Origin of the sequence: Anaerococcus vaginalis ATCC 51170, assembly GCF_000163295.1 — a bacterium.
GTDB lineage: Bacteria > Bacillota > Clostridia > Tissierellales > Peptoniphilaceae > Anaerococcus > Anaerococcus vaginalis.
This window is the reverse complement of record NZ_GG700527.1, coordinates 1,146,979-1,170,579: the sequence shown is the minus strand read 5'-3', so window position 1 is coordinate 1,170,579 and position 23,601 is coordinate 1,146,979. Positions and strand designations below refer to the sequence as shown.

The window sequence follows — 23,601 nt, the reverse complement described above, 5'->3', positions numbered from 1 at the left end:
GTATACTTTATAGGTCAAGAAAAATACTTGACGGGTGAGAATATGGAAAAATTAGTACAAGTTGCAAGATTGTTTGACACTTATGGATCGCTTTTGAATGAAAAACAAAAAGACGTCATAAATTGTTATTACAATGAAGATTTATCATTAAATGAAATAGCTCAAAACAATAATAAGTCAAAACAAGCCATATCTGATATGATTCAAAGGTCTGTTGACAAGTTATTTGAGTTTGAAAATGAGCTTTCTTTAATAAAGAAAAAAAATCAATTAAGAGAAGATTTGTCTTTGTTAAGAGAGTTGATCGAAAGTTCAAATCAAAGTGAAGCTATGGATATGATCGATGAAATGATAAATAAAATTTAGGATGTGAAAATATGATTTTTTCAAATCTTTCTGAGAAGTTACAAGAATCTTTAGGTAAACTTACAGGAAAAGGAAAATTAAGCGAAAAAGACATCGACAATGTAGCCAGAGAAATAAAACTTTCTTTGCTTGAGGCTGACGTTAATTACAAAGTAGTTAAGGAGTTTGTCAAAAAAATCAAAGAAAGAGCTATGGGTCAAGATGTCATGGAATCTCTTACTCCAGGTCAAACTGTAATTAAGATTGTAAATGAAGAACTTACAAATCTTATGGGTAAGGAAAATTCTAAACTTGAGCTAAAAGGATCTACTCCTCACGTTGTGTTGATGGTAGGTTTGCAAGGTTCAGGTAAGACAACTCACTCTGGAAAACTTGTCAGGAAATTAAAAAAAGAAGGCAGAAATCCTCTCCTAGTAGCTCTTGATGTTTATAGACCTGCGGCTATTGAGCAATTGAAAGTTGTGGGCAAACAAGCTGAGGTTGAAGTTTTTGAAAAGGGAAAGCAAGATCCTGTTCAAACTGCAAATGAAGCAAAAGAATATGCTAGAAGAAATAACAATGATGTTGTTATAATGGATACGGCTGGACGACTTCAAATCGATGAAGATTTGATGGATGAGCTTAAAAATATTAAAAAAGCTGTAAAACCTGATGAGATACTTTTGGTAGTTGATGCCATGGTTGGACAAGAATCTGTAAATGTTGCAAAAACATTTGATGAATATCTTGATATTACTGGCGTTATTCTAACAAAACTTGACGGAGATGCAAGAGGTGGAGCAGCCCTTTCAATTAGACAAGTTGTAGGAAAGCCAATTAAATTTATTGGTACAGGCGAAAAGCTTGATGATCTTGAAGCCTTTCATCCAGACAGGATGGCATCAAGAATACTTGGTATGGGAGATGTCTTATCTCTTATTGAAAAGGCAGAAAAACAAGTTACTTTAAAAGATGCAAAAGAACTTGAAGAAAAAATGCGAAACCAATCCTATACTCTTGATGATTTTGTTGAACAAATAAATCAAATAAGAAATATGGGACCGCTTGAAGATTTACTTGCTATGATTCCTGGAGTAAACAACAAGATGCTTAAAAATGTAAATGTTGATGAAAAAGGATTTGTAAGGATTGAAGCTTTAATATCTTCTATGACAAAAGAAGAAAGAGAAAAACCAGAGATTATTGGCAAAAGTCGTAAAGAAAGAATTGCCAAGGGATCTGGGGTTGATATGAATGAATTAAATAAATTATTAAAGCAATTCAAAGAACTAAAGAAAATGATGAAACAATTTACTAATATGAAAAAAGGTAGAAAAGGCAAAAGAAAATTCAATATGCCTTTCTTCTAAAAAAACGGAGGTTATGATGGCAGTTAAAATTAGATTAAAAAGAATGGGACAAAAGAAAAGACCATTTTACAGAGTAGTTGTAGCAGATTCTAGAAGTCCAAGAGATGGAAAATTCATCGAAGAAATTGGAACATATAATCCAGTATCTGAACCAAAAGAATTTAAAATTGACAACGAAAAAGCTAAACAATGGATTAAAAATGGTGCAAAACCAACTTCTATTGTTGAAAAATTATTTAACGACAACAACGTTTTAGCATAAGAAAAATGAAAGAATTAGTCAAACTAATAGTTACAGAACTTGTCGAAGACAAAGATGCTGTAGGAATAATATTAGAAGAAGACAACGGAGAAGTTGACATTAAAATTAACGTAGCAGAAAAAGACAAGGGAAGAGTTATAGGTAAAGGTGGGAATATTATTAATTCTATTAGAACTATTGCTCGTGCCTGCGCAGTCAAAGAAGATGTTAAGGTTAATATAAGAATATGAAAATAACTGTAGCAGAGATACTTACAACACACGGGATAAAAGGAAATCTAAAAATAAAATCTTATTCAGACAATGAAAAAAGATTTGAAAAAGGATCAAAACTTTTACTTGATGGAAATTTAGTTACAATCGAATCATCTTTTAAGCATAAGGGTAGTATCATCATAAAACTCAAGGAATATAATGATATTAATGAGGTAGAAAAGTTTATTGGACACGAACTTACTATTGAGGATAAGGACTTAGAAAAATTAAATGATGGAGAATATTATTTATTTGATTTGATTGGCCTAAAAGTTTATGAAAAAAATCAAGAACTTGGTTTTATAAAAGATGTCATCACTGGAGTTTATCCAAATGATATCTATGTAATAGAAAAAGACGGAAAAGAAATTTATTTTCCAGCCTTAAATGCTACAGTAAAAAATGTTGACTTAGAAAATAAAAAAATAGAAGTGGAAAACTTCAAAGATTATGAATAAAATAACTATACTTACACTTTTTCCTGAATCTTTCGAATTTCTAAAAAGCTATGGAGTCATAGGAAAGGCAATTGAAAAAGGACTTATTGAAATTAATCTTGTTGATATAAGAGATTATAGCAAGGACAAACACAACAGGGTTGATGATACAGTTTTTGGAGGGGCTGCAGGAATGCTTATGAGACCTCAGCCGATTTATGATGCTCTAATAGCAAATAAAAGTTCAAAATCAAAAGTAGTCTACATGTCTGCAGCAGGAGAAATCCTAAACCAAAAATTAGCAATCAAATTTGCAGATTTTGAAGACTTGGTAATAATTTGCGGTCATTACGAAGGAATTGATGCAAGAATTACCAATCACTATGTCGATTATGAAGTTTCAATTGGAGATTATGTTTTAACCGGTGGCGAAATCCCTGCCATGGTGTTAATAGATTCTCTTTCAAGATTTATTGGAGGAGTTGTTGGGAAAAAAGAATCATTAGTTACAGATTCACACTACAATGGTCTACTACAATATGATGAGTACACTAAGCCTAGAAATTTTAATGGATATATGGTTCCAAAAGAACTATATAGTGGAGATCATAAAAAAGTAGAAGAGTGGAAGAAGAAATCATCTCTTCAAAAAACCAAAAGAGTAAGAAGAGATTTATACGATAGATATATCAAGGAGGATCACGATGGAATTAATCAAAAAAATAGAAAATGAACAACTACGTGAAGATAATCCAGACTTTAGAGTTGGAGATACTGTAAGAGTAAGCTACAGAATCAAAGAAGGAGACAAAACAAGACTCCAAGACTTTGAAGGTGTAGTAATTAAAATAAATGAAGGAAATCTTGGAAAAACTTTCACACTTAGAAGACTTTCTTATGGTGTAGGAGTTGAAAGAACATTCCTTTATCACTCACCAAGACTAGAAGTATTCAAAGTCGTTAGACGTGGTAAGGTAAGACGTGCAAAACTAAATTACCTAAGAGGTCGTCAAGGTAAGGCTGCAAAAGTTAAAGAAAAAACAAATTATTAATAAAAAGGCCCAAAGGCTCATTGAATTAGGGATTTTAGAAAACTGATTTAAAGAGTATTTAGGTGTCAAGATAAAAGGCTATGAGTTTAATGCTCACAGCCTTTTTCTTATATACTCTTGAAAGTATTATCTGAGTTCTCGTTTATTGTTTTAAAACCACTTTTTATTGCAAATAAAACTCCTGCAATCATAAATACAAATACTACTATTAGAGGGATATAATTCATATTTGTTATCAGACCTTTTATCGCAAATGCTAATTCATAGTTACTCCTATAGGCTCTAAGTGCAATTCTCATAATGAACATAAAGATATAGACTAAGAAAATATTTTTAAACAATATTTTCCCTTCTCCAAAGACCATCTTTTTCATTTGCTTTTCTGTCATACCTGCTGTTGATAGAAGTTTAAAGTCATTGGATCTTGCCCTAAGGTTTCCCTTAAAACTATTATAAGCATTGGAAAGTGCAATTGTTATAAGAATGATTTGGATGGCTAGATTCAATAGCTTTTCATTTCTTATTAGTTCTTTATCCATGGCTGCTCTAATAATTTCTGTAGAAGTTCCATGATCAGATTTTGGAACATAGGTTGAAATTACTTTTTCCGCATCTTCAAATACTTTTTCTTTATTATTATCAGCTTTAATTTTTACAAAGTAATAATAAACTGGGTTGCCTTGATCTATTCCATATTCATCAATAAATTTTTTCATAGTACTTTCACTTGTAAAGATAGATATTTGATTGTCATTATAAGCTTCTATATTATAAGGCATTTCATCGATACTTGAATCTATTTTTATAGGCATGGACTTACCATTTGCATTATATTTTAAAGTTACTTTTCCTGTATCCTTATCAGAAATTTTTATATATTCATTAAAAGAATAAGGACTTCCACTATTTTTTGGAATTTTATTTAGTAGTAAATACTTTGCATTCGAAATATTATTTTCATTTAAAAGTTTCTCAAAATCCTCATCTGTTAGGGCGTATATGTTGGAATACAATTTATCTTCCGGTATTTTACCGCTCTTTAAAGCTTCCTTTAAATCTTTAGAAATAAAATCCTTATTATCGCCAAGGTAAAATTTTGTATCAACTCTTTGATATACATGCAATTGGTCTATGCCTTCAACTTCTTCTATATCATGAACAAGGTTTTTATCCAAAAAATCATCTACATAAATACTAGAGTCAAAATTGTAAGGACTTTGGTAGTTATTATATTTTTCCTCTAAACTTTTATATGCCTGACTTACTAAAACTGTCGTCAATAAAAAAGCTGATAGAGCTATTGATATCACAATAATTTTATAGGTTGATTGGTAAGACCTGTAATAATCTTTTGCTAAAGTCTTTTCTATTGGTCCATTTATTTTTGATTTTCCTAATTTAATATTTTTTTCTGTAATCCCATTTAAACCTTCGACAACATTTATCTTCGCACTTTTCTTGGCAGGGATCAATGCTGAAAAATACACCATTATCAAGGATAACAAAACAATTATTAAAATAGATATAGGGCTTGGAAATATGAAATGGAAATCCATAGATTTTACACTTTGACCTAAAATATTTGATATGTTTTGATAAGATTTTGTATTATTAAGCCACATCAAATATAAGAGCAGATTTGCAGAAGCCAAAGATAAGATTGTTCCCAAGGCTATTGGTAAGGTTGAAAGTTTAAATGCTTTCTTTCGAATTAATTGCTTTACCTGCTTATCTGTCATCCCAGTGCTTTTTAATAAAGCAATTTCCTTTAGATCCCTATTGTTCCATACATTAAAAGCCCCATAAATGATAAAAGCAAAAAGTAGGCAAAGAAAGAAGGCTGCTCCATATTGTTCTAAAGCTGAGTTTACAACACTTTTTGGTGGAATAATTCCTTTTGGATAGACCATTTTATATTCTAAGATATCTTTATTATAAAATACTCTACCAATGTCTAAGGCATGGTTCTCGTCAATATTCATTTCTGATAAAATTTTCCTAGTTTTTGTATAAGTATCTCTTATATTTTTATACCAAATTTCTGCTTCGGTACCAACATTTTTTTCAAACAAGACTTTTTTATCATCACTTTTAGATAAACCTACAAGCATAGCCTCTTCAAATGAATAGCTAAAATCATCATAAGTACCAACTATTTTATAAGTTTTATCACGAACATTTATTTCAGAACCCAAATCATATTCTTTATTTTTTATTAAAAATCTCTCTGGAACTAAAAGTTCATTTGCTTTTTCTGGCTTTTTTCCTTCCTTAATATCATAACGTAAAAGGCTTGCAGGATCTCCATTTTCATATATAACTGCATTTAAGTCTGTTTTTATTACTTTATTGAAAGAAACTTTTTCTATATCTTTATCGTTTTTTAATTTATCATAAAAACCTTGGTCAATTCCACTTATATTCACATGATAATCTCCAAAAGTTTTCTTTACATACTCATACTTGTCAGTTTTTAACGAGTTTAAGATAAAAATTACAGTTCCTAATAACATTACCGCTAAAAGTATTGATATTTTAATAGAAAAACTGTCTTTCTTATTATTTTTTACAGCTCCATCAGCTAGGTCATTAATAATTTTCATAAGTTTCATCTCCTAAGAAATTTAACCTACCATCTACCATTCTATAGACCTTATCACAAGAATTTGCTACTTTTTCATCATGAGTTATTATCATAATTGTAGAATTTAATCTTTTATTTACTAGTCTAAAAAGTCCTATGATTTCTTCAGAATTTTTTCTATCGAGATTTCCTGTAGGTTCATCTGCTAGAACGATGGCAGGTCTTGTAATCAAACTTCTGGCAATAGCGACTCTTTGTTGCTCACCACCCGATAATTGTTTTGGATACCTATCAAGCTTTCCTTCTATTCCTAGTATCGATAAAATTTCCTTTAAATAGTCTTCATCTACTTTTTTATTGTCCAATAAAAGAGGAAGTAGGATATTTTTTCTCACATTAATATTTGGAATTAGGTTAAAAAATTGGTAGACAACGCCAATATTTCTTCTGCGAAATACTGTCATTTCGTCTTTGTTAAACTTAGTAATATTATTATCTTGAATAAATATATCACCACTTGTTGGTGTATCTACTCCTGCAAGTAAATGAAGTAAGGTAGATTTGCCAGAGCCACTGTCTCCAATAATGGCAACTAGGTCTCCTTTTTCTAGTTCAAAGTTTACATTTGAAAGGGCATTTACTTCTACTCCACTATTGTAAGTTTTTGTTAAATCTACTGTTTTTACAATATTCATATTTAGTCCTCCTTATCTTTCTTGTATAATATTAGGCTTAAGTGACTGGAAAGTGACTAGAAAAAAACTGTGTCTTATTTTTAGACACAGTCTTAAAATTTAATTATAAAATCTCAGTTCAAAGGCATTTGATTTCTTCCCTTTGTGATATAAAAGCTCTCCATTTTGTCTTTCCATAACAGATTTTGCCATAGGAAGTCCAATACCATAGCCTTTTGAATTTGGATCCGCCTTATAAAAACGCCTAAAAACTTTTTCTAACATTTTTCGATCTAAGCCTTTAGAAAAATCTTCCACAAAAATACTTTTATATAGATTTGTTTCTTTAAGTTGGATTTCTATCTGTCTATCTTCTGTTGCTTCTATACCATTTTTCATCACATTAAATAATGCTTCATAAGTCCATTTCTTATCGCATATAAGATTAAAATCATCTCCATAAAGAGGAATTTCAATATTATCATTGATAAAATAATCTTTTAGGTTTCGTATGATATCTTCAATTAATTCTCTAGCCGATATACTATCTTTTGCCATTTCTATTGTGCCTGAATCAAGGGCTGCAAGTTTTAATAAAATGTCAGATAAGTTGTGGAGTCTAAGTAAATTATCTCTGAGTCTTTCTATATATTCTTCAGAAAGGTTGTCATTTTCGTCTTCTAATAGGTCTAACAATAATAGTGATCCCGTCAACGGTGTTTTTATTTGATGGGCAATGTCTTCAGTATATTCTTTTAAAGTTTCCTTATTTTTCTCTGAATTTTCAGCTATTCTTTTGTTTTCTATAATAATTTTAATAATCTCATCTCTGAGTTTGCCAAATTCATCGTCTATAATTTCGTAATTATCAGAGTTTATATCAAGTGAATGGAGGAGGTTAAATACACTATTAATCTTATCTTCAATAGCTTCTTCTTTTTTCTTTTCAATTTTTGAAATAACTATAAACAGAATTATATTTATAACTAGAAATCCTATAAGTGTTAGAATATCAAATCTTGGATTGAGATAAACTACAAACAAAGACATTAATAGATTTAAAATTAAGACAAGTAAAGTTTTTTTATTCATTGTCCCACCTATAACCTATCCCTCTAAGAGTTTTTATATGAATGCCATAATCTCCAAGTTTAGATCTGAGTCTTTTTATGGTGACAGTTAGGGTATTGTCATTTACTTCATAAAAATCATAACCCCAAACATAATCTAAAATTCGCTCTCTTAGTAGATTTATATTTTGGTTTTCTAAAAGCATTTCCAAAACAGCAAACTCTTTTAAGTTAAGGTCTAAATCTTTTCCATCTATCGAAGCTTGTTTTGATATAAGATCTAAAGATAAATTTTCAAAAGTCAGTTCATTCACTTTTTTAATTTTTCTACTAAAAACATTGTCTATTCTCGCCTTTAGAACAGGAAGAGAGAAAGGTTTTGTAATATAATCATCTGCTCCTTGAGAAAGACCTTTGATAACATACTCGTCTTCGTCTTTTACAGTAAGCATTATTACAGGAATATCAGAAAATTCTCTCAGCCACTTTAAAAAATTAAAGCCTGACCCATCTGGGAGATTAGCATCAAGAAGAATTAAATCAAAATCATTAAAATTAAGATTTTCTGTCAGAGAAAGCTTGTTATAAATAACCGTCTCAATATTCTGTTTGTTTAAGTAAGTTTTAACAGCAAAAGCAATTGTGCTGTCATCTTCAATCATTAATATTTTCAATTTTATGCTCCAAAAATTGCGATATAACACTTAAAATGCCTACAAATCCTCTTATATTTTCATACTTACATTATCATATCGACATATTTTTATGGTGTAGAAAGTTGTGTTTATGGCTTTTTGTAGGTCTAATTTATTTATCTTTCAACTGTTAATTTTTTAAAAATTATCATAGGATAATATCGTAATATACTTCAGACTAAGCCTCTATTTTCTATATTTTTTCTACAATATTATATCATATTTTAAAAATAATCTTTAAGGCTGTCTTGGTATTGGAAATTTTTGAAAATTTTTATGAAGGAAATATATTCTTAATTAGATTACAAAGGTGTTTTATTTTATAAATCACAAATTTTTGTGATAAAATATAAGATAAAGATTAGGAGGATATATGAATATAAATTGGTATCCGGGTCATATGAAAAAGACCAAAGAAGAAATTAAAAATTCTTTAAAACTTGTTGATATAGTTTTAGAAGTAATAGATGCAAGAATTCCAAAATCTTCAAGAAATCCTTTGATTTCAGAAATTACTGAAAAAAAAGATAGAATAATAATAATGAATAAAACTGATCTTTCAGACCAGATAGAAAATGAAAAATGGATAAAAAAATTTGCTGATGATGGAATAAAAGCAATAAAGATGAATGCAAAAGAAAAAATAAATACAAAAGAAATTTATAATATTGCAAAAGAAATTCTTTTTGAAAAATTTAAAAAAAATGAAGAAAAAAATATTGAAAATGAAAATATTAGGATGATGGTTGTAGGAATTCCAAATTCTGGTAAATCTACCTTTATAAATAATATAGCCAAAAGAAAGGGAGCAAGGGTTGGAAATAGACCTGGAGTTACTCAACAAAAACAATGGATAAAAACAAAAGAAAATATTTTGCTTTTGGATACACCCGGAGTTTTGTGGCCAAAATTTGAAGGGCAAACAGGACTTAATTTGTCTTTTACAAATGCAATTAAGGATGAAATTTTAAATATTGAGGAATTGTGCCTTAAATTTATTGAATTTATGAAAGAATTCTATCCAAAAAATTTGGAAGAAAGGTATAAGATAGATTCTAATAAAACTGCTCTTGAAATTTATGAAGAAATCGGGATAAAAAGAGGTGCAATTATTAGAAAAGGCGAAGTTGATTATACAAGATGTGCAAATTTAATTTTTAATGATTTTAGAAGTGGAAAACTTGGAAGGATAACAATTGAAAAAGCCTAGATATTCTGAATTTAATGATAAAATAAAAAATGAAATTCATGAAAAATATGAATTGATTGCAGGAATCGATGAAGTTGGAAGGGGGCCTTTGGCAGGACCTGTTGTTGCTTGTGCAGTTATAATGAAAAAAGATTCTCATATTGAAGGAGTCACAGATTCCAAAAAATTATCAAAAAAGAGAATGAATGAACTCTATCAAAAAATTATAGATGATTCGATTTCTTATTCTTTTGGTTATGCAAATAATATCCTTATTGATAAAATAAATATAAAAGAGGCAACAAAGCTTGCTATGAAAGATGCTCTTGAAGGTCTTGAAAAAAAACCGCAAATTGTTTTGATTGATGCTGAAAGAATTGATACTCATATTAAGCAATTAAACATTGTAAAGGGCGACTTGTATGAATATGCCATTTCTTGTGCGTCAATTCTTGCCAAGGTAAGAAGAGATAAAATAATGGAAAATTTCTCAAAAATTTATCCCTATTATTCATTTGAATCAAATGTAGGCTATGGAACAAAAAAACACTATGAAGGTCTTGAAAAATTTGGGGAATGTCCAATTCATAGAAAAACTTTTTTAAGAAAATTTTATGAAAGGCAATTATCTTTTCTATGAAAAGCAAAAAAAGAACAATAGGAGATTTTGGAGAAGAAATAGCCTTAAAATATTTGGAGAAAAAAGGTTACCAAATTTTGGATAGAAATTTCCTAAAATACTACGGAGAAATTGATATTATTGCAATAAAAAATGATATTTTGACCTTTGTTGAAGTTAAAACAAGAAAAAATGATGAATTTAAGCCTGCAAGTTTGGATGTTGATTATTATAAACAAGAAAGAATCAAAAAAACAGCTCAAGCCTATATTATGGAAAAAGATTTGGGCGAATTTTTGATCTCTTTTGATGTGTGCGAAGTTTATCTTGAAAATAAAACAATTCATTACATAAAAAACGCTTTTGGTGATTAGATGGACAAAAAAGATTTGTTATTATATTTTAATTTTATAAATTTACAAAACAAAATAATTTTGGATTTTTGTGAAAATCTTGATATGGATAATTTTTTTGACCTTGATAGGAAAATTTTTGAAAATTTATCTAAGAAAAATAAGGAAAAGATATTTTCTTCTAAGAATTTAGAAAATTTTAAAGCTTATAGACAAAAAGTTTTTAATGGTCCTTATAAAATTTCTACCATATACGATGATAATTATCCGATAAATTTATCCTACATAGATGACAGGCCGGCTCTTTTTTATTACAAGGGGAATTTGGAAAAAGAGGACAAAAATGCCATAGCCTTTGTTGGGGCAAGGAAATGTACTGATTATGGGAAATGGGCTTGTAAAAAAATCGTAGAAGGTTTTAAGGATACAAATATCAGGACTGTATCAGGTCTTGCTTATGGAATTGATGCAATTAGTCACAAGGTAAGTCTTGAAAATAATATTAAAACTATTGGAGTAATTGGCTCAGGTCTTGATATAATTTATCCTAAGGCAAATAAGTATTTGTACGAAAAAATTGAAGAAAAAGGTGCTATTATTTCGGAATTTCCCCTAGAAACTCCACCAAATGCCTACAATTTTCCAAGAAGAAATAGAATAATTTCAGGACTTAGCAAAGGAGTTTGTGTAATTGAAGCAAAAGAAAAATCTGGAACTATGATTACAACAAATTTCGCCCTAGATCAAGGCAGAGAAGTTTTTTGCCTACCTGGAAATATAAATTCAATTTATTCAAAAGGTTGTAATAAATTAATTCAAGAAGGCTCAAAGCTTGTGATGGATGCGTCTGATATAATTGATGAAATTGAAGATTTTAAAAAGATAAATGAGAAAAAAACAAAATTAAATCTAGATGGACTTGATAAAGATACGCTAAATGTAGTAAAGTATATAATCGATAAGCCATCTTCAAATGCAGATGAGATTTCTCAAAATCTTTGTATGTCGATTGAAGAGGTAAATTATATTTTAATATTTTTAGAATTAAATGATTACATAGAAAATATGGGAAATAATGAATACGTAAGTAAAGGGGATTAAATGGCAAAAAATTTAGTAATTGTAGAATCTCCAACCAAGGCTAAGTCAATCACTAGGATGCTAGGTTCAAATTATAAGGTTAGAGCAACTTATGGACATCTTAGAGATTTGCCAAAGTCAAAACTTGGAGTTGATATAGAAGATGATTTTGAACCAAAATATATAAAAGTTCGTGGAAAGGCAAAAACAATCAATGCCTTAAAAAAAGAAGCAGAAAGCGTAGACAAAGTTTATCTTGCAACAGACCCTGATAGGGAAGGTGAGGCAATAAGCTGGCATTTGCAATATCTTTTGGGACTTGATAAAAATGAATTGAACAGAGTAGAATTTCATGAGATAACAAAAAATAATGTAAAAAATGCTATCAAAAATCCAAGAAAAATCGACCAAAATTTGGTAGATAGCCAACAAGCAAGAAGAATTATGGATAGGATAGTAGGTTATGAAATTTCTCCAATTTTGTGGAAAAGAGTAAAATCTGGTCTATCTGCAGGAAGAGTCCAATCAGTTGCTTTAAAATTAATTGTAGATAAGCAAAGAGAAATTGATTCTTTTGTTCCTAAAGAATATTGGACAATTACAGCTAAGCACAAAGAAAGTAAAATTGAATTTGAATCAGAATTTTATGGATCAAAATCCAAAAAAATGAAAATTTCAAATGAAAATGGGGCAGAAAAAATCCTAAATAGGATTGATAAGGACAAGTTTGAAGTTGTAGATATTCAAAAAACAAAAAAGAAAAGAAAACCACAAAAGCCATACACAACTTCAACTTTACAACAAGACGCCTCAAATAAATTAGGATTTTCAACAAAATATACAATGTCTCTTGCCCAACAATTATTTGAAGGAATTGATTTAGGAGATAAGGGAAGAGTCGGTCTAATTACTTATATGAGAACAGATGCCACAAGACTTTCAAACGAAATTATTGGAGAAAGTTTATCATATATTAAGGAAAAATTTGGAGAAAAATATGCATCAAAAGGAAATTCTTATTCCAAAAAATCAAAAACAAGTCAAGATGCTCACGAGGCAATAAGACCTACTTCAATTTACAATGATCCAATAAGTGTAAAAGAATATTTAACAGATCAACAATATAAACTCTACAAATTAATTTGGACAAGAGTTGTTGCAAGTCAGATGACTGATTACGAATATTTGTCAACATCTCTTTCATTTGATTCAAATGGAGTAATTTTTAAAACAAATGGAAAAATAACTTTGTTTGATGGATTTATGAAAATATCAAATGCAAAAGAAAATGAAAATATCCTACCAGATTTAAAAAAAGGAGATATTATAAAGGCACTTGATATTAAAAAAGACCAACATTTTACTAAGCCACCAGCAAATTATACTGAGGCAAGTCTTGTAAAAACTTTGGAAGAATATGGAATAGGAAGACCATCAACTTATTCATCAACGATAGCTTCAATTATTTCAAGAAATTATGTAGAATTTGAACAAAGAAAAATTCTTCCGACAAAACTTGGAATAAGAGTGAATGATTTTTTACAAGAAAGTTTTGACGACATAATAAATGTAGAATTTACTGCAAGAATGGAAGATGAGCTTGATAAAATTGCTCAAGATGAAGTTTATTGGAAAGATGTTTTAAAATCTTTTTATGAAGGATTTGAAAAAGATTTAAAACAAGTTTCAAAAGATAGGACAGATTATAAGGTAAAAGATAAAGTTTTGGATGAAAAATGTCCAAAGTGTGGCCATCCGCTTGCAGAAAAGCACGGAAGAAATGGAAAATTTATTGGATGTACAAATTTCCCAGAGTGTGATTTTACAAAATCAATCATAAAAACAACAGGTGTAAAATGTCCAGAATGTGAAAATGGAGAAATAATAGAAAAAGTTTCTAAGAAGGGCAAAAGATTTTACGGCTGTTCAAATTTTCCAAAATGTGATTACGCAACATGGGATCCACCAACAGGAGAAAAATGTCCAAAATGCGGAGACCTTTTAGTCCACAAAAAAAATAGATCAACTGATGAAATAAAATGTAATTCTTGTGATTACGTTAAAGAAAAAAGAAGATAGAATTTTGTATATAAAAAGCAGGCTCTTATGCCTGCTTTATTTTTTAAAAAAAATTATTTAATTTCTTCAGAAAAGCCTTCAAGTTTTGATGTACAATTTGGACATCTTGTTGCTTCTATATTAATTTCTGTTTTACAATGAGGGCAAATTTTTGTTGTAGCTTCTACAACTTCTTCTTTTTTTGCCTTGTTCAATGCTTTTACAATTAAAAATAGGAATAATGAAATAATTAAAAATGTAATAATTGCATTAATAACGCTACCTATTTGTAATTTTGCTCCAAAAAAATTAACTGCCAAATCTTCGTAATCAACTCCTGCTGTAAGTCCTGAAATAATTGGCATCAAAATTCCATCTACAACTGCAGTTACAATCGCAGTGAAAGCAGATCCCATGATAAGACCTATTGCCAAGTCAACTACATTTCCCTTTGAAATAAATTCTTTAAATTCTTTCCACATAATATCTCCTTATTTCTTATTTGTTTTCATTATACCCAAATTTTTATAAATGTGTAGGATAGAAAATATTTTAAAAATAGTATAGTGATTATAAGGAGAAAAAATTTATGAAAAATTTACAAGTTGATGATGAATTTTATAAAAAATTATCTAAATATGCTGTTTTTATTCCTATAATTAATATTGATGGGAAAGACCATATTTTATTTGAAGTTAGGAGCAATCTCATTTCTCAAGCTGGCGAAGTTTCTTTTCCTGGTGGTGGAGTAAATGAAGGCGAAAAATTTGAGATGGCTGCCATTAGGGAATGCAGGGAAGAATTAAATTTGGACGAAAAAGATATTTCTTTGATTGGTTATTCTTCTATGATTTTGTCTTCTTCAAATAGGCTAATCAAAGCTTATTATGGAAGAATTAATAAAAATTTTGAAAATATTTCTTATAATATGGAAGTTGATTCTATTTTTACGGTTTCTATTGATTATTTGAAAAAAAATCCTCCAGAAAAATATACTGCAAAACTCAAAATGGATTTGCCAGATGATTTTCCTTTTGAAAAAATTCCTAATGGGAAAAATTATAATTTTTGGCAAAGATACCATACTTTTTATTTTTATAATACAAAACCTGTTATATGGGGAATGACTGCAAATGTTTTGAAAGATTTTTTAAAATTTTATAAATAATTATTTCTTATAAAGATTTATAATTTGTGGTAAAATTAGTTTATAGGAGAATTGTTTGTAAGAAAGAAAGATGTGGTTATGAAAAGTTATATTATAGAAAAATTAAAAGATTATTCCAAATCTAATGAAAAAGTCAAGGCGATTTTTTTTGTAAAGGAAGATAATAATAATGAATATTTTGCAAATATTTATCTTGTTTTGAGTGATATTATTATTTCAAAAATCAAAGAGGATTTGGAAAATATTTTTGATGATTATGCAATGATTAATAAAAGAAAAGATTCTTTTGAGCTTGATAAAAAAAATCAACAATTTACAAAGTTCGAACTTTATACTAATGATTCTACAAAAATTTCCATAAATTTAATTTTGGAAGATAAGGCAAATGATTTTATAAAATTGTGTCCGGGAAGTATTGAATTTATTTGTGATGAAATGAATTTAGAAGAAGAAATTGGTGAGAAAAATATTGTTTATAGTCTTGCTCGTGAATTTGAATTTGATGAGTGTTGTAAGAACTTTTTTTCAAGCTGTTTGGATGTTTCTTTTAATCTTATGTCAAGAGATCTTATTAGCGCAGGCTATAGAATGCAAAGTGTAAGGGATTATCTATATAAATTATTAAATTGGTATATAATTGACAAATTTAATAAGGGCAAAGATGCTGGGGAGTATGGACAAAATTTAATTCATACTTTGGAAGCTGATATTAAGGAAGAATTGTTATTGACCTTTAAAACAAATGATATTACTGAAATTTATGGGGCAATTTTTGCAGCTTGCCAATTGTTTAGAAAAATTGGTATGCAACTTTCTGAAAAATTTGATTTTTCTTATCCAAAAAAAGATGATGTTTATACACTAAAGCTTTTGAGAAAAAATTATAAAAAAATGGAATCGCTACAAGTTTAGGGGGATGAATGAAAAGGAAAAAAATTATAGCATTTTTATTGGCGTTTTTGTTTATATTTTCTCCAATCAAAACTTTTGCTGATGATACGGTAGCAAAAGAAGGAGATAATATTGTTGGTGCTGATAAATTTGTAAAGGCGTACTTGATTGGAAATCAAGAAAGTGGAGATATTTTTTATCAAAAAAATGCAGATCAAACTTATCCAATAGCATCAATGAGTAAGCTTATGACATTTTTGCTTGCAAGAGATGCAATCGAAAGTGGAAAAATTTCTTTTGATACAAAAGTTAAGGGGACTAAGGAAGCTGAAGACTTAACAGGGCCAGAATATTCTGCAATGGGAATTAAAGAAGGCGAACAATACACAATAAAAGAATTGCTTACAGGTCTTATGGTAGTTAGTGGCAATGATTGTGCAAATCTTTTGGCAAGTACAATTTCAGGAAGTGAAGCTAATTTTGCCAATGAAATGAATAAAAAAGCCCAAGAATTAAATTTGAAAAGTCAAAAATATTACAATGCATCAGGAATAAATACGGAAGATGATAAACAAAATTCATCATCTGCAAAAGATTTATTCGAACTTACAAGAATAATTGTTGACAAGTATCCAGATATTTTAGAATATTCAAAAATAAATGGCATTGATGATGACAAAAAAGATATTCATAAAAAATCAACCATTCCACTTAGGGATGAAATAAAAGGAGTTGATGGATTAAAAACAGGAACAACAGAAGAAGCAGGTCATTGTCTTACAACAACCATCGATATGAATAAATTTGATCCAAAAAATGAATTTAGGGCAATAGGAATTGTGATGGGAGCTGAAGAAAATGAATTTAGAAATTCAGCTATGACCGATTTAATCTATTACGTTTCAAGATATTTTAATTATAAAAAACTTACAGATAAAGATTTACCTAGCGATTCAATAAAAGTTAATTCTGTAAAAGAAGGATATGTAGAATTATATCCAGAAAAAACAGTTGGCTTTATAATTAAAGACAAAGCAATGCCAAGTGTGAAAATTAAAATTAATAAAGACATAAAAGCACCAATCAAAAAAAATGAAAAACTCGGCAAGGCTTACATAAAATATAAGGACAAAGAATACGAAGTTAATTTGATAAGCAAAAAAGATCAACAAAAGGCATCTAACTTTACTAGAGTAAAAAGAACAGTATCAGATGCTTGTAATTTTTTGGTAGAATGCATTATAGCCAGATAGAAAAAGTTTTACTTTTTCTATCTTTTCTGCTATACTATTGAGGTAGGTCCTGGTAGCTCAGCTGGATAGAGCACCGCCCTCCTAAGGCGGGTGTCGGAGGTTCGAATCCTCTTCAGGACGCCAAATATTTTTAGCTATTGCAAATTTTAAAAAAATGAGCGATAGCTTTTTTTGTTGAATAAAACTTTAAAATATTTTAAAATCGTGGAGAAATAAATGGATGATATTTTTTATATGAAAGAAGCCATAAATGAGGCAAAGCTTGCAAGATTAGAAGACGAAGTTCCGATTGGTTGTGTGATTGTAAAAGATGAAAAAATAATTGCAAGAAGTCACAACTATACATACAAAGGAAAATCTGCATTGAAACACGCAGAAATTCTTGCGATTGATAAGGCGAGTAAGTATGTTGGAGATTTTAGATTAGAAGATTGCACAATGTATGTAACAATGGAGCCTTGTTCCATGTGTGCTGGAGCAATAATAAATTCAAGAATAAAAAGATTAGTTATAGGTCTTGCCGATGTAAAAAGAGGAGCTTGCGGTTCAAACACAAATATTACAGGAGACAGAAGCCAACTGCATTATTTAGATGCAGAATTTGGTTTGATGAAAGAAGAAAGCCTAGAGCTTTTGCAAAATTTTTTTAAAAAATTGAGAAATAAAAAGAAAAAAGATTCTTGCCAATAAGGGTAAGAATCTTTTTTAAAATAAATTAAATTGTAGCAATAATTTGCCAAAATACCTTGTATTTATCAATCAAGGTTGTAAATAATTTCTTATTAATTGTTTGGGGTTGCATTAATACCTTTGATTCCTTTTCAAGTTTTGAATAAGCCTTATATAAATTTTCGCTGTTTGTTTCAATAACAACCCTTCCATTATTTCCACTTGTCCAATGCTTATCATCAGTTGTGTCAAATAAATATACATTATTTCCATAAATTTCTAATTTTGAATTATAAATTCGATCTCGGATTTCTTCGGGAAAGTTATACTGTTCAAAGTCAGAATATCTGATTATTTTTTCGGGTAGATCAAGGTCAAACATATCGCAATAATATTCAATAGCCTCCAAGCATTTTCCATTTTTAAATGATATACCAACTGCCATATTAAATTCCTTTCTTTAATTAAATTTAACATAATAGTATAATAATATCAAGATAAAAAATTATTAATAAAATATAAAGGGGGCGTAAATGAAGATTTCTTTAATAGATCCTTTGCTCGTTGATGATAAAATAATTGAAAGTCATAAGGAAAAAATAGAAAAACTTGGTCATGAATTTCAATATTTCAAAAAAAGCGCATCTGATGATGAAAAAATAATTGAAAGATTAAAAGACAGCGATGTGGCTATAATTACAAATAATAAATTTTCAAAAAATGTAATTGAAAATACAAATTTAAAATTAATTGATGTAGCATTTACTGGCTTTAATCATGTTGATATTGAAGCTTGCAATGAAAAAAATATTATTGTAGAAAATGCCAGCGGATATTCTGATGATTCTGTTGCTGAGCTTGTGATTGGTCTTACAATTTCTCTTATGAGAAAATTTAATGAAAACAGAAAAAATATGTATGAAGATGAATCTTTTAAGGTCATTGGTCAAATTATAAAAGGAAAAACTGTTGGAGTTGTTGGCACAGGAAAAATTGGAATAAGAGTTATTGAATTATTTAAGGCTTTTGGTGCAAATATTTTGGCATATAGTCGAAGTGAAAAAGATGAAGTGAAAAATCTTGGTGCAAAGTATGTTAGCCTTGATGAGCTTTTGAAAAATTCTGATATTGTTACAATTCATCTTCCTCAAAACAAAGAAACTTGTGGTTTTATTGGACAAAATGAGCTTGATCTTATGAAAGATAAGGCGATTTTGATAAATTGTGCAAGGGGACCGATTGTTGACAATGATTATTTGGCAAAATTATTAAATGAAGACAAGTTAAGAGCTGGCATTGATGTTTTTGATATGGAACCTCCGATTGATAAAAATTATCCTCTTAGAAATGCAAAAAACACAGTGCTTACAAATCATGTAGGATTTTTAACTCAAGAAGCTATGGATATTAGATGCGAAATTGTTTTTGATAATTTATATAAGTTTCTTGATGGCAAAATCGTAAATAAAGTAAGTTAATTATGGATACAAAAATTATAGCGATAGCAGGCGGATCTGCTAGTGGAAAATCTTCTATTGTTGAATATATAAAAAATTATTTTTCTAAAGATTTGTATGTAATTGGACATGACAATTATTATAAATCACATGATGATCTTAGTTTTGAAGATAGGGAAAAATTAAATTATGATAAACCGGAATCTTTTGATAATGAAATGTTTTTGAGGGATCTTTTGGATTTAAAGGCTGGAAAAGAAATTGATATGCCAACCTACGATTATAATATTCATACTAGAAGCAAAGAAACTATTCATGTAGTTCCAAAAAAAATAATTCTTATTGAAGGAATTTTGGTTTTGTATGATGAGAGAATAAGAAATATTTTGGATACTTGCGTTTTTATTGATGCGGATAGTGACGTAAGACTTCAAAGAAGAATTTTAAGAGATACTAAAGAAAGATCTAGGAGTTTGGAATCGGTTTTGACTCAATATATAAAACAAGTAAAGCCAATGCACGAAAAATATGTTGAGCCAACAAAAAAATATGCAGATATAATAATTCCAAGAGGAGCAAAAAATACTAGAGGAATAGATATTTTAATTAAACATATCGAAGATTTGATTGAGGAATAAAATGGAAGTTAAGTTACTTGATGTAGATTATAAAAAAATAGAATCCTACTTAAATGGCGATTCCAAGTTGGGTCATAAAATTTTTGGATCAATAAAAAAAGATGATGGATATGTTTTTAGATTGTATGCTCCAAAGGCTGATAGGGTTTTAATCAAAGGGGATTTTTCAAACTGGCAAGAAATTCCTATGTTTAAAAATGAAAAGTATGGATATTTTTATAAATTTATAAAAGCAAAAGAGGGCGATTATTACAAATATGTTATAGAAAGTCAAGGAAGTAGATTTGAAAAATTTGACCCTTATGGAAAATATTTTGATATGTCTCCAGAATTTGCTACAAAAATTATTGATACATCTTATGATTTTTCTGATAAAAAATGGATGGAAAAAAGAGAAAAAAATTTTGATAAACCAGTAAATATTTATGAAATTCATCCTGGAAGCTGGTTAAGGTATAATTCTATGCCAAATATTTTGGATATAGTTGATAAATTAATTTCTTATGTAAAAGATATGGGCTACACTCACATAGAACTTATGCCAATTACAGAACACCCTTATTATCCTTCTTGGGGCTATCAAGTTTCAGGATTTTTTGCTATGTCATCAAGATATGGTTCTATAAAAGATTTGCAAAAATTTGTAGATATTTGCCACCAAAATGATATTGGAGTAATTTTTGATTTTGTAATTGTTCATTTTGCTAAAGATTATTATGCCCTTAAATATTTTGATGGAACTAGTCTTTACGAATCTGATTATAAAGATTTGCAATATTCTGAATGGGGAAGTTTGAATTTTGATTATTCCAAAGGCCATGTGAGAAGTTTTATGAAATCTGCTATTAATTTTTGGATAGAAAATTGTCATTTCGATGGAATAAGAATTGATGCAGTTTCTAATATGATTTATTATGATGGAAATAAAAATAGGGGAGTAAATCCTAATAATATTAAATTTTTAAAAGAATTAAACAGAGATCTTTCAAAAGATTATCCAAATTTCATGAAAATTGCAGAAGATTCATCATCTTATGAATTTGTAACAGAAAAAAATTCACAAGATAGTCTTGGTTTTGATTACAAGTGGGATTTGGGATGGATGAATGATACTTGCAAATATTTTGAAGTTGATTCAATAAACAGACATATATATCAAGGAAAAATTAATTTTTCTATGTTTTATTTTTACAGAGAAAATTTTCTTTTGCCTTTAAGCCATGACGAGGTAGTTCATCTTAAAAAGCCTATGATAAATAAAATGAACGGTTTTTATGAAGATAGGTTTAAACAATTAAAATTATTAAATACTTATCAAATGACTCATCCTGGCAAAAAATTAAATTTTATGGGCAATGAATTTGCAACTTTTGATGAATGGAATGAAAATGAATCTTTAAATTGGGATATTTTAAAATTCCCAATACATTCAGATTTTAAAAATTTTGTAAAAGATTTAAATTATCTTTACAAGGACAATCCAAGTTTTTACAAAAATGATTTTGATGAAAAAGGATTTTTGTGGAAAGTTGTTGATGACAATATAAATTCTGTTTTTGCCTACGAAAGACTTGCAGATGATAAAAGATTTTTGGTAGTATTAAATATGACTAATACTTACAAAAAATCTTATCCGATTTTTTATGATGAAAATTTAATTTTTGTTGAGAAAATTAATAGTCTTTCTGAAAAATATGGTGGAGATAAATATAAAAGAGAAAATATAAAAATTAATAAGGGGGAAAATCTTGAGCTAGAGCTTTGGGAATATGAGGCTGTAGTTTTTGAAATAAAATAAAATGAGTAGAAACAAAGAGGCTATCAATCTTTCTTGGTTGGTAGAAAAATGGACAATTTGGGATAATTCATATTTAAAAAATATTTGGTTAAATCTTGATACTTTGGATTTGATAAGAATAAATGATGATATGGATAACAATGACGATATAGAAGAATCTTATATTGATATTGAAAATAATATGGACGAATTTGTTTGTATGCCAGGTCGCGAAGCTGTAAATAAAAAACTTGCAAGAGAAGTTTTTATGGATTATTTGGGAAGCGTCGATAGGGATAGGCTTTTTGAAAATTATAATGAATACTCAGCTGACGAGGAATTTTTGGATTTGATTTATGAGCTAGGACTTGAAAATAAACTCCAAGAATTTAGAGAAAAAATTGCTGGAGCTATTTTATTAAATTGGGCAAATGAAGAAGATATTAAAGTAAATAAAGATATGGTAGTAATAGATTTATATAATAGGGATTAGATTTTGAAAAATAAAAAAATAAAAATGACTTGTGTGGTGCTAGGCTTATGTTTAGCACTTTCATCATGTAATAAAAAAATTGAAAAAGTTAAACCGGAAGCAAAAAGCAATATTAAAAGTGAATTGAGTGATGATAAGAAAATTTCTTCAAACAATTCAAATAATGTTGACGAAAATCAATTGAAAAAATTTGAGGCAACAATTTATGAATACTTTGACACAATAACAACTTTTACTGCTTATTGCAAAAATGAAGAAGAATTTAACAAATACAAAGATTTAGTTGAACAAAGAATGGCAGAATATCATAAATTATTTAATAATTATGATAAATTTGATAAGGTAAATAATTTTTCCACAATAAACGAAAATGCTGGAAAAGAAAAAGTCAAAGTTGACAAAAAAATAATTGATATTTTAAAAGAAGGAAAAAAATGGTACAAGGAAACTGATGGCGATATAAACATTGCATACGGCAGAGTTTTAAAAATATGGCTTGATTTAAGAGAAAAAAGTGAAAAAGATCCAGAAAATATAAAACTTCCATCAGACAAACAGCTCGAAGAAGCAGGAAAATATAGAAATATAGATGCCATAGAAATAGATGAAAAAAATCAAACAGCATACATTAATGATAAAAATGTTCAAATTGATATTGGTGGAATTGGAAAAGGCTACGCAACTGAATTAATAAAAAAAGAATTGATGGAAAAAGGACTTCAAACTGGAATTTTATCAGTTGGTGGCGACGTTGCAATAATTGGAAAAAATCCTACAAGACCATCGGGGAAATTTAAAATTGCAATAAAAGATCCATCACTATCAGAAGATCATCCTTATGCTTCAGTAGTTTCTGTAAATAAGACATCAGTTGTAACAAGTGGAGATTATGAAAGATATTTTGAAATTGATGGAAAAAAATATCATCACATTATAGATCCAGATACAAATTATCCATCAACAAAATTTAAATCTGTTTCAGTAATAACAGATAATATTGCCTATGCAGATGCCCTTTCAACAGCTCTTTTTATAAAAGATTTGGAAGAAGGAAAAAAATTAGTCAAAAAATTTAATGCAGAAGCTTATTGGATTGACAAAGATGGCAATACATTTAAAACTGAAAATTGGGACAAATACGAAGTAAAAGAAAAATAAAATTTTTTAAAAAATTTGATGCGATATTTCGCATCTTTTTTTATAAAAATATTCA

At 28.7% G+C, this 23,601-nt stretch carries 27 protein-coding genes and 1 tRNA gene; 22 read left to right on the top strand and 6 right to left on the bottom strand.

Annotation, left to right across the window (positions count from 1 at the left end; all coding sequences use genetic code 11):
* Positions 1 to 42 precede the first annotated feature (42 nt).
* Genes ylxM through rplS form a run of 7 tightly spaced genes read left to right on the top strand, consistent with a single transcriptional unit; the run spans position 43 to position 3,720 of the window.
* Positions 43 to 366: a YlxM family DNA-binding protein gene (ylxM, locus tag HMPREF0078_RS05580; protein WP_039920552.1), complete on the top strand. Its 324-nt coding sequence runs from the start codon at positions 43 to 45 to the stop codon at positions 364 to 366.
* An 11-nt stretch (positions 367 to 377) separates the two neighbouring features.
* Positions 378 to 1,715 (top strand): signal recognition particle protein, encoded by a 1,338-nt coding sequence (gene ffh, locus HMPREF0078_RS05575; RefSeq protein ID WP_004839161.1) that lies wholly within the window; start codon positions 378 to 380, stop codon positions 1,713 to 1,715.
* Between the two features lie 16 nt (positions 1,716 to 1,731).
* On the top strand, positions 1,732 to 1,977 hold the full coding sequence (gene rpsP / locus HMPREF0078_RS05570; RefSeq protein ID WP_019117400.1) for a 30S ribosomal protein S16: 246 nt from the start codon (positions 1,732 to 1,734) through the stop codon (positions 1,975 to 1,977).
* Positions 1,978 to 1,982: 5 nt separating this feature from the next.
* On the top strand, positions 1,983 to 2,207 hold the full coding sequence (locus HMPREF0078_RS05565) for a KH domain-containing protein (RefSeq protein WP_004839159.1): 225 nt from the start codon (positions 1,983 to 1,985) through the stop codon (positions 2,205 to 2,207).
* Positions 2,204 to 2,689: a ribosome maturation factor RimM gene (gene rimM / locus HMPREF0078_RS05560; protein ID WP_004839158.1), complete on the top strand. Its 486-nt coding sequence runs from the start codon at positions 2,204 to 2,206 to the stop codon at positions 2,687 to 2,689. The genes HMPREF0078_RS05565 and rimM overlap by 4 nt, the downstream gene beginning before the upstream one ends.
* A complete protein-coding gene (trmD, locus tag HMPREF0078_RS05555) occupies positions 2,682 to 3,401 on the top strand; it encodes a tRNA (guanosine(37)-N1)-methyltransferase TrmD (protein ID WP_004839157.1) in 720 nt (239 codons plus the stop codon). Before rimM ends, trmD begins: the two co-directional genes overlap by 8 nt.
* Positions 3,373 to 3,720, top strand: a complete 348-nt coding sequence (gene rplS / locus HMPREF0078_RS05550) for a 50S ribosomal protein L19 (RefSeq protein ID WP_004839156.1) — start codon at positions 3,373 to 3,375, stop codon at positions 3,718 to 3,720. The genes trmD and rplS overlap by 29 nt, the downstream gene beginning before the upstream one ends.
* Positions 3,721 to 3,827: 107 nt before the next feature.
* On the opposite strand, the gene HMPREF0078_RS05545 is transcribed toward rplS, so the two are convergent.
* From HMPREF0078_RS05545 to HMPREF0078_RS05530, 4 genes are all read right to left on the bottom strand, one after another.
* Complete coding sequence (locus HMPREF0078_RS05545) at positions 3,828 to 6,323, bottom strand: FtsX-like permease family protein (protein WP_039920550.1); 2,496 nt, start codon at positions 6,321 to 6,323, stop codon at positions 3,828 to 3,830.
* Complete coding sequence (locus HMPREF0078_RS05540) at positions 6,310 to 6,999, bottom strand: ABC transporter ATP-binding protein (protein ID WP_004839154.1); 690 nt, start codon at positions 6,997 to 6,999, stop codon at positions 6,310 to 6,312. The genes HMPREF0078_RS05545 and HMPREF0078_RS05540 overlap by 14 nt, the downstream gene beginning before the upstream one ends.
* A gap of 99 nt (positions 7,000 to 7,098) precedes the next feature.
* Positions 7,099 to 8,070, bottom strand: a complete 972-nt coding sequence (locus HMPREF0078_RS05535) for a sensor histidine kinase (protein ID WP_004839153.1) — start codon at positions 8,068 to 8,070, stop codon at positions 7,099 to 7,101.
* A complete protein-coding gene (locus HMPREF0078_RS05530) occupies positions 8,063 to 8,722 on the bottom strand; it encodes a response regulator transcription factor (protein ID WP_039920549.1) in 660 nt (219 codons plus the stop codon). Before HMPREF0078_RS05530 ends, HMPREF0078_RS05535 begins: the two co-directional genes overlap by 8 nt.
* Before the next feature lie 394 nt (positions 8,723 to 9,116).
* On the opposite strand from HMPREF0078_RS05530, the gene ylqF reads away from it, so the two are divergent.
* From ylqF to topA, 5 genes are read left to right on the top strand one after another with little or no spacing between them, the layout of a single operon-like run.
* Positions 9,117 to 9,953 (top strand): ribosome biogenesis GTPase YlqF, encoded by an 837-nt coding sequence (gene ylqF, locus HMPREF0078_RS05525; RefSeq protein WP_004839151.1) that lies wholly within the window; start codon positions 9,117 to 9,119, stop codon positions 9,951 to 9,953.
* Positions 9,940 to 10,572, top strand: coding sequence for a ribonuclease HII (locus tag HMPREF0078_RS05520; RefSeq protein ID WP_004839150.1), 633 nt, complete (start codon positions 9,940 to 9,942; stop codon positions 10,570 to 10,572). Before ylqF ends, HMPREF0078_RS05520 begins: the two co-directional genes overlap by 14 nt.
* Positions 10,569 to 10,925, top strand: a complete 357-nt coding sequence (locus HMPREF0078_RS05515) for a YraN family protein (RefSeq protein WP_004839149.1) — start codon at positions 10,569 to 10,571, stop codon at positions 10,923 to 10,925. The genes HMPREF0078_RS05520 and HMPREF0078_RS05515 overlap by 4 nt, the downstream gene beginning before the upstream one ends.
* Positions 10,926 to 12,005, top strand: coding sequence for a DNA-processing protein DprA (gene dprA, locus HMPREF0078_RS05510; protein ID WP_004839148.1), 1,080 nt, complete (start codon positions 10,926 to 10,928; stop codon positions 12,003 to 12,005).
* Positions 12,006 to 14,063 (top strand): type I DNA topoisomerase, encoded by a 2,058-nt coding sequence (topA, locus tag HMPREF0078_RS05505; RefSeq protein WP_004839147.1) that lies wholly within the window; start codon positions 12,006 to 12,008, stop codon positions 14,061 to 14,063.
* Positions 14,064 to 14,116: 53 nt separating this feature from the next.
* Here topA and mscL read toward each other — a convergent pair whose 3' ends face one another.
* The gene (gene mscL / locus HMPREF0078_RS05500; RefSeq protein ID WP_004839146.1) at positions 14,117 to 14,524 is read right to left on the bottom strand and encodes a large conductance mechanosensitive channel protein MscL; all 408 of its coding nucleotides are present in this window, start codon (positions 14,522 to 14,524) and stop codon (positions 14,117 to 14,119) included.
* A 107-nt stretch (positions 14,525 to 14,631) separates the two neighbouring features.
* Between mscL and HMPREF0078_RS05495 the strand changes: the two genes are divergently transcribed.
* From HMPREF0078_RS05495 to HMPREF0078_RS05475, 5 genes are all read left to right on the top strand, one after another.
* Positions 14,632 to 15,210 carry an NUDIX hydrolase gene (locus HMPREF0078_RS05495; protein WP_004839145.1) on the top strand — a complete coding sequence of 193 codons (579 nt, stop codon included), beginning with the start codon at positions 14,632 to 14,634 and terminating at the stop codon, positions 15,208 to 15,210.
* A 78-nt stretch (positions 15,211 to 15,288) separates the two neighbouring features.
* Positions 15,289 to 16,122, top strand: coding sequence for an aminoglycoside 6-adenylyltransferase (locus tag HMPREF0078_RS05490; protein ID WP_004839144.1), 834 nt, complete (start codon positions 15,289 to 15,291; stop codon positions 16,120 to 16,122).
* A gap of 8 nt (positions 16,123 to 16,130) precedes the next feature.
* Positions 16,131 to 17,354: a D-alanyl-D-alanine carboxypeptidase family protein gene (locus tag HMPREF0078_RS05485; RefSeq protein WP_004839143.1), complete on the top strand. Its 1,224-nt coding sequence runs from the start codon at positions 16,131 to 16,133 to the stop codon at positions 17,352 to 17,354.
* A 46-nt stretch (positions 17,355 to 17,400) separates the two neighbouring features.
* Positions 17,401 to 17,477 (top strand) — tRNA-Arg (locus HMPREF0078_RS05480).
* Positions 17,478 to 17,570: 93 nt separating this feature from the next.
* Complete coding sequence (locus tag HMPREF0078_RS05475; RefSeq protein ID WP_004839142.1) at positions 17,571 to 18,044, top strand: nucleoside deaminase; 474 nt, start codon at positions 17,571 to 17,573, stop codon at positions 18,042 to 18,044.
* A 25-nt stretch (positions 18,045 to 18,069) separates the two neighbouring features.
* Here HMPREF0078_RS05475 and HMPREF0078_RS05470 read toward each other — a convergent pair whose 3' ends face one another.
* On the bottom strand, positions 18,070 to 18,468 hold the full coding sequence (locus HMPREF0078_RS05470; protein ID WP_004839141.1) for a VOC family protein: 399 nt from the start codon (positions 18,466 to 18,468) through the stop codon (positions 18,070 to 18,072).
* An 88-nt stretch (positions 18,469 to 18,556) separates the two neighbouring features.
* Between HMPREF0078_RS05470 and HMPREF0078_RS05465 the strand changes: the two genes are divergently transcribed.
* Genes HMPREF0078_RS05465 through HMPREF0078_RS05445 form a run of 5 tightly spaced genes read left to right on the top strand, consistent with a single transcriptional unit; the run spans position 18,557 to position 23,546 of the window.
* Positions 18,557 to 19,501, top strand: a complete 945-nt coding sequence (locus HMPREF0078_RS05465; protein ID WP_004839140.1) for an NAD(P)-dependent oxidoreductase — start codon at positions 18,557 to 18,559, stop codon at positions 19,499 to 19,501.
* Between the two features lie 2 nt (positions 19,502 to 19,503).
* A complete protein-coding gene (gene udk, locus HMPREF0078_RS05460) occupies positions 19,504 to 20,118 on the top strand; it encodes a uridine kinase (protein WP_004839139.1) in 615 nt (204 codons plus the stop codon).
* A 1-nt stretch (position 20,119) separates the two neighbouring features.
* Positions 20,120 to 21,916 carry a 1,4-alpha-glucan branching protein GlgB gene (gene glgB, locus HMPREF0078_RS05455; RefSeq protein WP_004839138.1) on the top strand — a complete coding sequence of 599 codons (1,797 nt, stop codon included), beginning with the start codon at positions 20,120 to 20,122 and terminating at the stop codon, positions 21,914 to 21,916.
* 1 nt (position 21,917) lies between these two features.
* Complete coding sequence (locus tag HMPREF0078_RS05450; protein WP_004839137.1) at positions 21,918 to 22,388, top strand: hypothetical protein; 471 nt, start codon at positions 21,918 to 21,920, stop codon at positions 22,386 to 22,388.
* 24 nt (positions 22,389 to 22,412) lie between these two features.
* Complete coding sequence (locus HMPREF0078_RS05445; protein ID WP_004839136.1) at positions 22,413 to 23,546, top strand: FAD:protein FMN transferase; 1,134 nt, start codon at positions 22,413 to 22,415, stop codon at positions 23,544 to 23,546.
* The last annotated feature ends 55 nt before the right edge of the window (positions 23,547 to 23,601 follow it).

Bases quoted from the DNA above. Each gene is read 5' to 3' on its own strand.
- ylxM (WP_039920552.1), top strand. From the start codon at position 43: ATGGAAAAATTAGTACAAGTTGCAAGATTGTTTGACACTTATGGATCG.
- ffh (WP_004839161.1), top strand. From the start codon at position 378: ATGATTTTTTCAAATCTTTCTGAGAAGTTACAAGAATCTTTAGGTAAA.
- rpsP (WP_019117400.1), top strand. From the start codon at position 1,732: ATGGCAGTTAAAATTAGATTAAAAAGAATGGGACAAAAGAAAAGACCA.
- HMPREF0078_RS05565 (WP_004839159.1), top strand. From the start codon at position 1,983: ATGAAAGAATTAGTCAAACTAATAGTTACAGAACTTGTCGAAGACAAA.
- rimM (WP_004839158.1), top strand. From the start codon at position 2,204: ATGAAAATAACTGTAGCAGAGATACTTACAACACACGGGATAAAAGGA.
- trmD (WP_004839157.1), top strand. From the start codon at position 2,682: ATGAATAAAATAACTATACTTACACTTTTTCCTGAATCTTTCGAATTT.
- rplS (WP_004839156.1), top strand. From the start codon at position 3,373: ATGGAATTAATCAAAAAAATAGAAAATGAACAACTACGTGAAGATAAT.
- HMPREF0078_RS05545 (WP_039920550.1), bottom strand. From the start codon at position 6,323: ATGAAAATTATTAATGACCTAGCTGATGGAGCTGTAAAAAATAATAAG.
- HMPREF0078_RS05540 (WP_004839154.1), bottom strand. From the start codon at position 6,999: ATGAATATTGTAAAAACAGTAGATTTAACAAAAACTTACAATAGTGGA.
- HMPREF0078_RS05535 (WP_004839153.1), bottom strand. From the start codon at position 8,070: ATGAATAAAAAAACTTTACTTGTCTTAATTTTAAATCTATTAATGTCT.
- ylqF (WP_004839151.1), top strand. From the start codon at position 9,117: ATGAATATAAATTGGTATCCGGGTCATATGAAAAAGACCAAAGAAGAA.
- HMPREF0078_RS05515 (WP_004839149.1), top strand. From the start codon at position 10,569: ATGAAAAGCAAAAAAAGAACAATAGGAGATTTTGGAGAAGAAATAGCC.
- dprA (WP_004839148.1), top strand. From the start codon at position 10,926: ATGGACAAAAAAGATTTGTTATTATATTTTAATTTTATAAATTTACAA.
- topA (WP_004839147.1), top strand. From the start codon at position 12,006: ATGGCAAAAAATTTAGTAATTGTAGAATCTCCAACCAAGGCTAAGTCA.
- mscL (WP_004839146.1), bottom strand. From the start codon at position 14,524: ATGTGGAAAGAATTTAAAGAATTTATTTCAAAGGGAAATGTAGTTGAC.
- HMPREF0078_RS05495 (WP_004839145.1), top strand. From the start codon at position 14,632: ATGAAAAATTTACAAGTTGATGATGAATTTTATAAAAAATTATCTAAA.
- HMPREF0078_RS05490 (WP_004839144.1), top strand. From the start codon at position 15,289: ATGAAAAGTTATATTATAGAAAAATTAAAAGATTATTCCAAATCTAAT.
- HMPREF0078_RS05485 (WP_004839143.1), top strand. From the start codon at position 16,131: ATGAAAAGGAAAAAAATTATAGCATTTTTATTGGCGTTTTTGTTTATA.
- HMPREF0078_RS05475 (WP_004839142.1), top strand. From the start codon at position 17,571: ATGGATGATATTTTTTATATGAAAGAAGCCATAAATGAGGCAAAGCTT.
- HMPREF0078_RS05470 (WP_004839141.1), bottom strand. From the start codon at position 18,468: ATGGCAGTTGGTATATCATTTAAAAATGGAAAATGCTTGGAGGCTATT.
- HMPREF0078_RS05465 (WP_004839140.1), top strand. From the start codon at position 18,557: ATGAAGATTTCTTTAATAGATCCTTTGCTCGTTGATGATAAAATAATT.
- udk (WP_004839139.1), top strand. From the start codon at position 19,504: ATGGATACAAAAATTATAGCGATAGCAGGCGGATCTGCTAGTGGAAAA.
- glgB (WP_004839138.1), top strand. From the start codon at position 20,120: ATGGAAGTTAAGTTACTTGATGTAGATTATAAAAAAATAGAATCCTAC.
- HMPREF0078_RS05450 (WP_004839137.1), top strand. From the start codon at position 21,918: ATGAGTAGAAACAAAGAGGCTATCAATCTTTCTTGGTTGGTAGAAAAA.
- HMPREF0078_RS05445 (WP_004839136.1), top strand. From the start codon at position 22,413: ATGACTTGTGTGGTGCTAGGCTTATGTTTAGCACTTTCATCATGTAAT.